The following is a 12,982-nucleotide window of genomic DNA, read 5'->3' on the forward strand; positions in this document are numbered from 1 at the left end:
GTATCAATTTTCTCAACTCCCTACTAATCTATCAAATGCGCCTTGGCGTATTGCTCCCGATTTTTCAGCCCACACGAGGTGGGTCATGAAGGGGTTGCGGGATGTGGCGTTCTTGGTCTTCGTTCCTATTTTCGAAGAATTCCCTTTAAAAAATCGCGACATTCGCCTGAGGCTTTTGGCCAACACGATGTTGGTCACTCAGACGTTGCCACAGGATGTGGCGTTCTTAGTCTGAGCCCCTGCATTTCAGTTGGGGTTTAATCACCACTGAAATGTTTACTCTTTTTTCATTCATCCCACTTATAGAAGTAGGTGACTTCTACTGAATAAAGTTATAAGAATAGCCTCGGAAGAGCTAACCTACCTGTAGCGTATAGGTTAAGCTGGCGAGTCCGAGGCTTATTAAGTTTAAACTGGTTATTTAATTTGCGTTTCCGCTTGTTGTTGTGCTTCTTCTAAGACTTTATCAAGGTCTTGACCATCAAGGTAACTCTGCATAGCAACCACTAAAATATCCTCAATTGCATATGTGTGCATACCATAGTTTACTTGTGGAATTTCTTCCGCCCACTTTGAAAAATCAGAGACTATTGATTGGCCACCGAAGAACTCATCTCCTGCCTTATACGCTTCTCCCTCAGATGCAGGAATATACGTACCGATTGCGCCAATTTCAGTAACTAATTTTTGATATAAATCAACATTTGAACCAAATGTCTTTGTTAGGAAATCTACTGCTTTTTCTTTACCTGGGACATCTAACACGTACCAAGATGCACCACCTAAGTTTGAAGCATTGACAGATTCCATACCTGGAAGACTAGGATGTGGCACAACTGCCCATTTTCCTGATTGTGAAGCTTCAGCCTTTATGGAAGGTGTAATCCAGTTACCAGTTGTTACTGTAGCTACTTCTCCACCGTTGAATGTTGCTAGGAATTGGTTCCAATCTGAGTGGAAATTCATTAGGTCATTATCAACAAGTTCTTTATAGATTTCAAATGATAGTTTAAGAGCATCATTATCTGCTAAATCAGGAGTCGTGCCGTCTTCTTTCACATACCATTTACCTGCTGTTTGAATCATTGTACGTAGAATACCTAAATCATTCGGGTCGTTTGTAAGCAGTCTTTTACCAGTTGCTTCTTTTACTTTTTTACCAATTTCAATGTATTCTTTCCAATCAATGTTTTGTAAATCATCAACTGTGTAGCCTGCTTCTTCTAAATAATCGGTTCTCACATATAATCCAGTTACTCCCGTATCAAATGGAAGTCCGTAATTTTCTCCATCTACACTTGTCGCTTCCACTTTATATTGAACAAAGTCATTTGTTTCATATGAGCCTGTCAGCGGATGGAACATGTCTGGGTATGCTTGAAGGAAACTTTTTGCACGATAATCTTCAATTAGTACGATATTTGGTAATCCCTTCGTTGTACCAGAACTTAAACTTGTATTTAATTTTTGAACAATATCATCTTGGGCATTTTCAATCACGTTGACTGTTAGGTCTGGATTCTCAGATGCATACGTTTCTTTAGCCAATTCTAATGCTTTGATGTTAAAGTTCGGATCCCATGCCCAAACCGTAATTTCATTTTTGTCTGAGCTCTCCTTTGATTCAGTACCATTTGAAGACCCAGAAGAACACGCAGCCAACAAAAGCATACTTACCATCACTAATGTGAATAGTTTCTTCATCTTTTAACCCCCTACGATCATCTGATTTATGTAAGCGTTATCTTCCTTACAATTCCTATGGTACCATCTCTTAGAGAGAGCTAGTTAGGACGATATTTTTGTAAATTTGTGATTTTTTTGTATGTTGAATGCGCTTCCATTAATTAACTTGTATTATTTTTAGAAACTATCATTTTTTTTAGATAGGAAGAGTAATCCGCACTTTTGTTCCTTCACCAATCTTACTTGTGATCGTAACACCATACGCATCACCATACAGTAGTTTAATACGTTCATTGACGTTTCGAACACCGATTCCACTGAACATCTGTTGTTTACGCTTCGTATCCGGAAGATTATTATCCTCAGAAACTTCCATTCCGTCACCATTATCGAGCACCTCACAAATCAGAGTCTCTCCTTCTTTCCATACAAGGACAGTTACATTTCCCCCACTCTTTTTCGTGAAGCCATGAAAAAAGGAGTTTTCGATAAATGGTTGTAGAATTAGTTTCGGAACTTGAACGTCATTACAATCGGGCCCTATAAAATAGTTCACACGAATTCGATCTCCATAGCGTTTTTGATTAAGTAAGACATAGCTTTTCAGATTGTCAACTTCTTGACTTAAGGTTATGGTTTCACTAATATTCCCTATCGTATTTTGCAATAATGATATCAATGCATTCACGGTTTCAGTTGCCTCTTCTTTTCCACCTTGCTGCACCATGAATTTGATTGACGTTAATGTATTGTATAAAAAATGTGGATTGATCTGCTGTTGCAGTGCTGCCAACTCCGCATTACGTTTCTGCTTTTGGCTTAGGACAAGCTTATCCACATAGTCATGGAGTTCATCAAGCATGGAGTTGAAGGCTTGGCCAATTTGTCTCGTTTCGTATGTACCCGCTACCGGAATATAATGATCAAAGTCACTTTTCGGAGTATTTTCAATTTGCTTTACAAGATTTGACAACGAATTTGTTAAACTTCTAGAAGCAAAAAATACAATGATAATCGCTAGTAAGATAAAAAAGATACATATAAAAATGATTGGTTTTTTATCAATGATATTCGCAAATGCTGCTTCTTTATCAATTACATTGACCAAATACAAATCAAAGGTAGGGAGGTATTCAGCCATTATTAGATGATCTTTACCGTTAAATTCTGCATCCATATAATTGGTTTGTTGCTCTTCTAGCTGATTCATATAAGTAAGAAGCTCTTCTTCTTTACTTCCAATATATTCATTTCGGTTACTGGATAAAATGGTCCCAGCCCGATCCATCACTAACACATCATTACCTAGGCTTGTATAGCTGCTATAGAACTTTCGAAAGTCCTTTTCTTGAATCGTAAAATACATCGATCCATACACATAATTTGAAGTTGGTTCCATAAAAGCCTTGGATGCAATAATGACCCAGTCTTCTTGATTCTTTTTTTGTTCAAGATGAAAAAACATCTTCTTAGGTTCCTCACGTGTAGCTTTGGTGATGAAGTGACTCTGTAACTCATCATCATGTAACACCCATGAAGGTCGATCCGTTGCATAACTTTCTCCATTAATACCATAGATTAAAATCCCTACATCGTAAGCTTCAACACTTGTTTTTAATGTATCCAGCTGGTTTTTCACATGATAATAATAGCTACCCAACATAGCATTTGTGTGCTTACCAGTGAGAAAGCTCTTTATCGTTCCGTTTTGCATAAGGTTATTTGAGGCAATCACAATTGAGTATTGAAATGTACCTAAGCTTTCATTGATCTGCCCCATAACCTTGCTATTATTAAAGGTAAACCGATCAATAAAAAATTTCTCAGACATACGGAATGTTGTCCAGGTGATAAGGGTAGAAACCGTAACTACGATTACAATGGTAATCAGAAACATTTTATAAAATAGGCTGTTATGTTTAAGTCGTTTCGGTAGTAGTCTCATATCTCGTATCCTTACGTGTGTTTTCTTCTAAATTTACTCGGTGACATTCCATTTATCTTTTTAAATACCTTACAGAAGTAACTATGATCTGAATAACCTACCATCCCACTAATCTCAGAAATAGGAGCTGAATCCTTAAGGAGAAGCTGGGAGGCCTTTTCAATTCGTACCTTATTCAAATACTCAATAAAACCTTCTTTTTTATGGGTTGAAAAATAGGAAGACAAATAAGAAGGATTAAAATGAAAATGCTCTGCTACACCTACAAGGCTGAGTTGTTCTGCATAATGGTCTTCAATATATTGCAGGATTTTTTTCATATTTGCATTACTTTGCTGATTTTTCTCCGAATCTGCGCATTTGTTCACTTGGTCTATAAAAGTAGCTAGTAATTCTACTGTTTCATTCGATGATCGTGCCTCGTTTATCTTTCTAAAGTAATCATACCTTGAACTCTCTAGCTCCGTGACGTCAAATTCCATGTTGGTAAGAATGACGGTTATGTGAAAAATGATATTTTCAAAGAATGATTTATATTCGAAAACATCCGTTGTGTAACATGTAGAATATTCAGAAACATATGCCTCTAAATAGCTGAAAGCTTCTTGAAAACGATGTTGTTTGCATTCGTTTGTAAACCATTCGATTTTAAAAGCCTCAATGGTTGGTGCTTCTTGTTGTAAATCCTTTTCCCGTAACAGAGGAATCTCTGGAAAGTAAAAACGATACTGTATCAACTTCGCTATTTTTTCTTTATAGATTATTCCAACTTGGGAGAAGTCAGTGAACTGTTCACTGAGAACAAATCCTAAATTATTATGGGTTTGTGCCATCTGAGTAACGAAATCAATGACCTCTTGAGACTGGTCAGTCATTACATTTAGAATAATCACCGTTTCTTTATCAAAGGTCATCGTATGATAGGATGCGTGTTTACTATGAGAAGCATACTGCTTCGTGATTTCGTCTTTAATCCGAGTGCGTTCTATTCGTGGAAGGTTCCCATTAGAGACGATACCTACTAAATAGAAATTTTCATTAGGGAATACCCTTGCTAGTAAGTCCGCATCGTAATCTGTTTCAATCCCCGATATGAGCTTTTCAATTACATTGTTCACAGATATTCGATCCTGCTGTTTTGAATCCATTGCATCAGTCGGGGACATTCTACTTACCGCTTTCCTTAGCGCGGCTAATAGGGTACCTCCATCAAGCTTAGGCTTTAAAATATAATCAACAACACCACTTTGGAACGTAGAACGAACATAGTCAAACTCCCCAAAACTGCTCAATATAATGACTTCGATATCTGGATATTTTGACTTCACGATTCTAGTCAATTCTTCTCCATCCATAATAGGCATTACAATATCAGTAATCACGATATTAGGATGAGTTTGTTCAATGATTTCAAGGGCTTCCTCACCATTTGAAGCCTCTCCCACAATTTGAAAGCCTTCCTGCTCCCAATTCATAAAGTGTTTGATTCCCTGTCTAATCAAGACCTCATCATCCACAATAACAATCTTACACAATTCAGTCATCGCCACCATTATCATCACCCCATACCAAATCCTACTTATCTTTATTCTATCATTAATATCTGGGTCAGGGGGACAGGTTCCCTGTCCCAAATCTCACATAAATCAGGGGCAAGGTTCCTGTCCCACAAAAAAAGAGAAGTAGAATCCAAACTTTGGATTCTCTTCTCTCAATGGGAGTGGGATAGGGTCCTTTGGGTCACGTGGGTCACGGGGACAGGTTCCCTGACCCATTTTTCCATATAATGGTGGGACAAGGGGCCTGTCCCCTTGTCCCTTAGGACAGATTCCTAGTCCCTATTTTGGTCGTTCAATATCAAATACTTCACCAATTTTTGCGTAGCTTGTTCCTGCTAATCGGCTTACTGCCGCTAGCCCTCTAGGGTCGATTCTCCCATTTTCATAAATACCTTCATCGATATGGAATTGAACGATTTTTCCTATGATAAAGTCACAGCCTGGAGATGTGTCCCCACCTAATTCTAATGAGTGCTCGAGGATACATTCCATTCTAATTTTAGCCTCTCTTACTCCAGGAACTGAGATTTTCTTACTATCAACTAGCGTTAGGCCCGCTAGCTCAATTTCACTTTGAGTAGGTGGCAGACTTGCAGCAGTTTTATTGATCTTTTCCACATTTTGTTCATCCACGATATGAATGACAAATTCCTTTTTATCTAGAATGCTTCTTGCAGTATCTTTTTGTCCCCCCTCTTTCCGTTGTATCGAAATTGATACCATCGGGGGATTAGATGATACGATGTTAAAATAACTGAATGGAGCCCCGTTTACTACTCCATCCTCAGACAAGGTTGTAATAAATGCGATAGGTCTCGGGATAATGCTCCCGATTAGGAATTTATAATTTTCTCTTTCACTAATTGAAGAAGGATCAATGGATAGCATTTTATCAGTCCTTTAATCTAATACTTTCACGTCAATTGGAATTAAACTATTCTCAAGACGTTCTCTAAATTGCTCATATTGTGCAGGAAGCATGAGTTGTTGACCCATCGTATCGTTCGATTCATCAATGGCGAATCCAGGTGGATCTGTTGCAATTTCAAATAGGATTTCTCCGTGCTCTCTAAAATAAACCGCGTTAAAATAGTTTCGGTCTCTAACATCAGTTACACCATACCCATGAGCAGCAACAACCTTTTGCCAGTCTAATTGGTCTTTGTCATCAATGGCTCTCCACGCAATATGATGGACTGTTCCCACACCCATTTGTCCTCTTCCATTTGAAGTCACCTTAAGGTCGATTATATTTCCAATGTCTGCAGTAGAACGATAACGGATGAAGTCGCCTTCCTTTTTTACAAGTTCAAGCCCCATCACATTTTCTAATAAATCTGCTGTTTTTTCCGGTTGTGAAGAAAATAAGGTCGCGCCACCAAATCCTTTTATAGCCACTTTAGGTGTTACTTCTCCGAACGTCCAATTATTTAACTCCCCTTCTTCTCTCTCAACGATTTCTAGATGTAGTCCATGAGGGTCATCGAACTGCAAGTAAGTTTCTCCGAATCGTTTACTTTTTGTAAAAGGGATCGAAAACTTTTCTAATCTCGCTTCCCAGAAATTCATAGCATCTTTTGGTACAGCATAGCTTGTAACACCAACTTGACCATCACCAATTCTTCCTTGATAGGCATTTGCCCAGGGGAAAAACGTAATGATTGTTCCAGGTTTTCCACCTTCATCTCCAAAATACAAATGATAGGTTCCCGGGTCATCGAAGTTTACCGTCTTTTTAACTAGTCGTAACCCTAGCACACCCGCGTAAAAATCAACATTTTCTTGTGGATGTCCAACAATTGCGGTAATATGGTGGATTCCCATTGTCTTTTTGCTCATCTTCTCTCACTCCTATATATCCTATTAGATAAAGTTTTCACTATCACAATAAAATTAGTCATTTTACATTTAATTAAATTATCTCGAATTCAAGATGAATGTAAAAAATATGTTATTCTTCGTTTCTCTTTTATCTTGAATTCAAGATAAATTTTAGTATAGATTATCCCTCAAGTCAATAACCTTTCCTTACACTTGCTTTTTCTTCTTTTTATTTGAGAGAACGAGAATGAGCATCAGAAGGGTGAGAAGACCAAATGTTGAAGTAAATGTATCAATTAGGCTCAACTTTAAGTGAAACATACTTATACTTAGAACTGCAATCAATTGAATCAACCAAAGAGAAAAGGCTTGTGTTAAACTTCCCTTTTTAGTAATCACCATAAAAACTAACGAGAAACCGATAAGGACTGTGACAAGCAACATCCATAGTCCAGCACTCATACGAACACCTCCATCCGACGCTTATACTACCTATACGTAAAAAAGATGGTAAGTTTCATCCCTTCAAAGTTAAAATGGATAATTTGGGTTGACTATTTTTATAAATAATGTAAGATATAAATTACATATGTAAGATATATATTGCAATCCGTAGGTGAAGTTATGAAGAACAATGTCAAAATAGCACGAATAAAAATGTCAATAACGCAACAACAGTTAGCCCAGAAAGTTGGAGTAACTAGACAAACAATTGGACTAATTGAAAAAGGAGAGTATAACCCTAGTCTTCAACTTTGTATTGCAATTGCAAAGGAACTACATAAAACGTTAGACGAACTATTTTGGGAGGTGGAGTTGTAATGAAATCGTGGATCACATTTTTATTACCAACTGACGAATATAAGGAAAAAAGGATCCTGTATTTTTTCTCAGAAGGAGCCATAATCCTTCTCCTTTCCCTTGTACTACTGGTAATTGGCAACAGGTTTCTAAACATTGACGTAGAAACCGCACTCTTAGTGGCCACTGGATTCTTTCTCTTTTATGTACTAGGAAGGTATATTATATCCGGCATTGAGTATACGGAGGTTGCAACAAAGGACTCTTATAAAAAAGAAACCAAGCAGATTTTCGGTAAAACGTTTCGTTTTGCGGGGATTTTTCTGTTGTTATTCTTCCTGTTCGATGGACTACCACGGGACAAGAACCAATGGATAGACCATATAGGCATAGTCGCAACTGCAAGTCTTTTATGGTTTTTCATCAGCTACCTTTCTTTAAGGCGTTCTTACAAAAAAAATAAGGAATTGTTATAACGATGAAAAAAGGGTATGCAGATGAGTTGCTTACCTTTTTTAGTTCCGTTTTTTATAAACTAAGGTGAAAAACAGAGTAAAATGGAGGAAAACTAAGAAAATAGGCTATATAACACGTTTTCATTATCATTGTTTTCGTTTTCACTGTTCTTGTTTCCGTTTTCAACAACATTGTTAAAAATTCTCTATTCCCCCATAATTAAGGTAACAAAACAAAAGGAGGAAATGGACATAAAAAAGTTAATACAAACGATTCTTGAAACTGTTGATTGGGTTACATACCTTCCACATGACAAAAAAACCATCTCACGTAAATAGTAGTGAAATGGTTTTTTTTATGTCCAAATTTAATCCTTCCACCAACAAAACAAGAGAAGGACACCCTTCTCCTATCAGACGTTGTTATACCGCTTTTCCTTTCCATCCCTTACCTTCTTCTACAAAAAGGATTCCAAGTTCATGATGCTCACCTTCATAAAGGGCGCGCTGGACATAGCGGACTTCATCGTGAATATCCAATACATCAAGCTTACACAATGCTCGATTTTTTTGAAGTGCTTGGTAAAATTCTTGGACAGTGTTTACCTGAACGCCATTTACTTTTGCAATGGTCTCACCGATTTTAATTTGCATTTTATCGGCTGGCGATTGTGGAATGATTCCCAATACGAGGAGACCTCGATTTCGTTTTGAAAAAATAGATTGTCTTGATTCATCCAAAAAGTAGTGTTGCAGTGAAATTAATTCTCTGAACGCTAATGCAAAGCAGGCTGCAATGATAGCCGTAACTGGGAACCAGATGCTTGCGATGGCTAAACCGGTAACGACAATTCCAAGAAGAATGACCCGTCTACCAACGATTGGAATACTTTGAGTTGGCAGCATGCTTTTTACTTTATGGTAAAAGCCAATTCCAAAGGGTACAACCACTAAAGAATAAGCTTCGCCTGATACAGTAAAAACTGGCCACCAATCATAATGCGTTGTGAGAGCATCACCGGGTACTAATAAAAATACCGGTGCTAGCCACAGCCTTTGAGTAATATGGGCACCAACCGGAAGCCCACGTTTGCTTTTTAATAGATCTGGCGATGTACCAATATGACCTTTTTTCAGGATTAAGAATCCTTCTGCAAGTACTAAGAGTCCTAGTAAAATCGCAATTGATGCTAGGCTTGTCTCACCTAAATCATCTAGTAAACTTGCAATCCATTTATTTTCAACTGATAGATTTGATAACAAAATAATTCCGAAAAAGGAGACGCCTAGAATATAGGCTGGCGATAATAAGCGTGTTTGAATCGGCAAGCTAAGTAGGAATGTAATGACTGCTATTAACACAATACTGCCGAATGGAATCACAATACCTGCACCAATTGTAACGATTGAAATGAATAGCCCCGCAATCCACCCACCTGGAAGCAAGGACCTCAAGTCATAATACCCATCCTCAACCCGAATATGAAAGGCACGACGTTCACGCTTTACACGAAAATACCCTAACAGGACGCAATAAGCCGTCAAATAATAAAACAATGGATGTAGAAAAAATCGTCCAATTCCTTTTGCAAACTCTAGTAACCATGCCTCAATCAACTTATTCACCACCTATATCAAATACGCCTTGGCGTATTTGCACCCAGATTTTATCGAGTTTGCTTGAAAAGCTCCTTTAAAAAATCTGAGGCATCCGCCGGAGGCTTGAACTTTATTCAGTAGAGGCAAGTCCCCTACTGAATTGTATCCTTTTAGTACATCACCTTATCGTTTAAGAAGTGGAAGACTTCATCTGAATAAAGTACTATGGATTTTTATGTAAAAACATCGTTTAATATACTAACTTTTATTGTACCAAATACTTGACATAAAGCATACGTTGATTTTTTTGGAAAATAAATAATTGAGTGGGATATTGAATTTGTAGTGAACTTGGGGTTTGTCCCATATATTTTTGGTTGTGTCCCATTTATGCAGAGTTATGTCCCATATATTTGTTTTTATGTCCCATATCATGCCAGCTTTGTCCCATATATCGGAAAGTTTGTCCCATATCCTCTAAAATCCCATTAATAGTCAGGTAGGCTTTTTGATGGAGATTGAGTGGGAACTGTTGGATTTGTTTCAAATTAAGGTGTGTCATAGATATTCTGAATTACGTCCCATATTTGGGGTTATGTCCCATATATGTTGAGTTGTGTCCCATATTCGGGGTTAAGTCCCATATATGTTGAGTTACGTCCCATATATTCGATAGTATGTCCCATATATTTGTCTTTCTGTCCCATATCCTCCACACTTTGTCCCATAAGCCAAAACCAATGACCAGCTCCCCCAAAATCAATCGAGGTCCAACACAAAAAACACCTCTCCAACCCTGGAGAGGTGCAATACTCATCTTATTTAAACAGAACTTCCATCGCTTTTTTCAGCTGCAGGTCATTCTTTTCGTCTCGGATGGCTTCGATGACTTTTGCTTCGATCGCACCCGCTGTTTTTTCATTAATGGTTCCTGTGTCTTCGATATCATTTTTGATTTGGAATGCCTTTACTGCTAGAACAGTTTCTCCGCTAAAGTATCCATCCTCACGACCTGGATCAAAGCCTAATCCTTTTAACATGATTTGTGCATTCTTTATTTTTTCATTGTTCATGTTTTGTGTCAGTTCTTTCTCGAACTGAATCGGATTAGCATAAAAGAATTCTGGCTGTTTCGCTTCTACTGTTGGTTCAATCCCTTTTTGGTGAATCCAATTTCCATCTGGAGTTAGCCACTTGAACATCGTTAACTTCAGGTTGCTTCCGTCACCCATATCTCTTGCCTGCTGAACAGTACCTTTACCGAATGTTTTTTCACCAACAATGTCATAGCCGCCTGCTTCTTTTAACGCACCCGCTAAAATTTCAGAGGCTGATGCACTACCTTGGTCCGTTAACACAACGATTGGGTAGTCCTTTTGTTTTTCAAGAGTGGAGAAGAAACGCTGCTTTTCTCCTTCTCTGTTTTCTATTTGAACATATGGCTTTTCTTTTGTAACCAATTGCTTCAAGATTTCTTCAACACTTTCTAAAAGTCCACCTGGATTACCGCGAACATCAATCACAAGACCTTCCATGTCCTGTTTCTCTAATTCGGTAAGTCCAGTGACGAAATCCTCAGCTGTTTTTTGGGCAAATGACGTAATCTCAATATAACCGATTTTCTTATTGTTATATTCCTTCAAATCCGTGTAAACTGTCTCAATTGGAATCGTATCGCGTGTTACCTTAACATCCATTAAGTCCGTTACACCCGGTCTCATAATTTGAAGGTTCACAATCGTTCCTTTTTCACCGCGGATTTTTAAAACCGCTTCGTAAAGATCAAGGCCTTCAATGCTCTCGCCGTCAATTTTAATGATTTGGTCATTCGGCTTGAGGCCCGCTTTTTCAGCTGGTGATTCCTTGAATGGAGCGACAATGGTTACCTTGCCTTCCATCATGCTTACCTCTGCTCCGATTCCTTCGAACGATGATTCCAGTGAGTCATTGAACTGTGATGCTGTTTCCTCATCCATATATGCGGAGTACGGATCTTCAAGAGTGCTTACCATTCCTTGAATCGCACCTTCTATTAATTGTTTCTCATCCACTTTTTCAACATAGCTTGATAAAATCATGTTATAGGCTTGACCAATTTTTGATAAATTGGCTGTGCTATCTTCTTTCTCTTCCCCTTTGTTGTCTTGGCTTGGTTGTTGGACAAGTGGTTGTTCGTTGTTGTTATCAGTCAGTTGAACAACAAGAAATGTGACACTCGCCCCTAATAGTAAGGATAATGCCATGTATAATGCGACAATTTTACGACTCACCTGTGTTCCTCCTCATCTCAGATCAAATGCAACTGCTTTGTTTAATTTTTGTAGCTTTTATGTTCTTATTCATTTTTTTCCTAGTATATGATAGTCAAAAATATGTATATTTCCGTCCAGCCTACGACCTTTTAACTACCCCTATAGGAAAGGCACCACACATGCGTTAGTGCGATGCCTTTGTATAAAAACTATATGAAATGCTTGTACACTTTATGACAGAAAAGAGACTGAACTCTACTATGCTTTTTGCAAAAAATAGTTTATTTTTGCGCATCGCTACTTATCCATTATAAAAGTTTCTTCTAATTGAAGTAAAGAAAAATGTAGTGATTGTGATGTTTCGGATGTATGATGTAGAAAATGAATTTTTAAGGGAGTGGGTATGGGTGGCATACGTAATTCGTGAATTGAAGACAGCAGATGAATGGAAAACGGCATATCCTGTGATGAAGCAGCTTCGAACACATTTGGATATCGATGAATTTGTTACATTGGTGACTGACATGCAGCAACAGGGCTACAGAATGTTCGCATTGGTTGAAAATGAAAAAGTGGCAGCTGTTACGGGTGTCGCAAATATGCTCAATCTCTATTATGGCAACCATATGTATGTGTACGATTTAGTGACTGACGAAGCACATCGTTCAAAGGGATATGGTGAGGCACTTCTTTCCTATATTCATGATCTTGCTGGCGAATTAGGTTGTGGAATTGTTGCGTTGAGTTCTGGGCTTCAACGTACGGATGCGCACCGTTTTTACGAGGATAAAATGGAGTATGCACGGAAGAGTTATGCGTTTGTGAAGGAATTGTAATAGGAGTTTGAGGTGCAAGGAGGTGTTG

At 38.1% G+C, this 12,982-nt stretch carries 11 protein-coding genes; 3 read left to right on the plus strand and 8 right to left on the minus strand.

Annotated features, from left to right (window positions below; all coding sequences use genetic code 11):
* Positions 1-417: 417 nt before the first annotated feature.
* The 6 genes from ACWNMY_RS08225 to ACWNMY_RS08250 all read right to left on the minus strand — a co-directional run bounded on the left by ACWNMY_RS08225 (position 418) and on the right by ACWNMY_RS08250 (position 7,473).
* Positions 418-1,704, minus strand: a complete 1,287-nt coding sequence (locus ACWNMY_RS08225; RefSeq protein ID WP_449537746.1) for an ABC transporter substrate-binding protein — start codon at positions 1,702-1,704, stop codon at positions 418-420.
* Positions 1,705-1,882: 178 nt separating this feature from the next.
* Positions 1,883-3,631, minus strand: a complete 1,749-nt coding sequence (locus ACWNMY_RS08230) for a cache domain-containing sensor histidine kinase (RefSeq protein WP_449537747.1) — start codon at positions 3,629-3,631, stop codon at positions 1,883-1,885.
* A gap of 11 nt (positions 3,632-3,642) precedes the next feature.
* Positions 3,643-5,184 (minus strand): response regulator transcription factor, encoded by a 1,542-nt coding sequence (locus ACWNMY_RS08235; protein ID WP_449537748.1) that lies wholly within the window; start codon positions 5,182-5,184, stop codon positions 3,643-3,645.
* A gap of 285 nt (positions 5,185-5,469) precedes the next feature.
* Positions 5,470-6,078: a flavin reductase family protein gene (locus tag ACWNMY_RS08240; protein WP_449537749.1), complete on the minus strand. Its 609-nt coding sequence runs from the start codon at positions 6,076-6,078 to the stop codon at positions 5,470-5,472.
* 12 nt (positions 6,079-6,090) lie between these two features.
* A complete protein-coding gene (locus tag ACWNMY_RS08245) occupies positions 6,091-7,029 on the minus strand; it encodes a ring-cleaving dioxygenase (RefSeq protein ID WP_449537750.1) in 939 nt (312 codons plus the stop codon).
* Positions 7,030-7,218: 189 nt separating this feature from the next.
* A complete protein-coding gene (locus ACWNMY_RS08250) occupies positions 7,219-7,473 on the minus strand; it encodes a hypothetical protein (RefSeq protein WP_449537751.1) in 255 nt (84 codons plus the stop codon).
* A gap of 162 nt (positions 7,474-7,635) precedes the next feature.
* Here ACWNMY_RS08250 and ACWNMY_RS08255 point away from each other — a divergent pair, with 162 nt between their 5' ends.
* Positions 7,636-7,833 (plus strand): helix-turn-helix transcriptional regulator, encoded by a 198-nt coding sequence (locus ACWNMY_RS08255; RefSeq protein ID WP_449537752.1) that lies wholly within the window; start codon positions 7,636-7,638, stop codon positions 7,831-7,833.
* On the plus strand, positions 7,833-8,288 hold the full coding sequence (locus ACWNMY_RS08260; RefSeq protein WP_449537753.1) for a hypothetical protein: 456 nt from the start codon (positions 7,833-7,835) through the stop codon (positions 8,286-8,288). Before ACWNMY_RS08255 ends, ACWNMY_RS08260 begins: the two co-directional genes overlap by 1 nt.
* A 402-nt stretch (positions 8,289-8,690) precedes the next feature.
* On the opposite strand, the gene ACWNMY_RS08265 is transcribed toward ACWNMY_RS08260, so the two are convergent.
* Positions 8,691-9,884: a PDZ domain-containing protein gene (locus ACWNMY_RS08265; RefSeq protein ID WP_449537754.1), complete on the minus strand. Its 1,194-nt coding sequence runs from the start codon at positions 9,882-9,884 to the stop codon at positions 8,691-8,693.
* Positions 9,885-10,684: 800 nt separating this feature from the next.
* Positions 10,685-12,136, minus strand: coding sequence for a S41 family peptidase (locus tag ACWNMY_RS08270; protein ID WP_449537755.1), 1,452 nt, complete (start codon positions 12,134-12,136; stop codon positions 10,685-10,687).
* 389 nt (positions 12,137-12,525) lie between these two features.
* Here ACWNMY_RS08270 and ACWNMY_RS08275 point away from each other — a divergent pair, with 389 nt between their 5' ends.
* Complete coding sequence (locus ACWNMY_RS08275; RefSeq protein WP_449537756.1) at positions 12,526-12,954, plus strand: GNAT family N-acetyltransferase; 429 nt, start codon at positions 12,526-12,528, stop codon at positions 12,952-12,954.
* Positions 12,955-12,982: the final 28 nt, after the last annotated feature.

This window comes from Ferdinandcohnia sp. Marseille-Q9671, assembly GCF_976954385.1.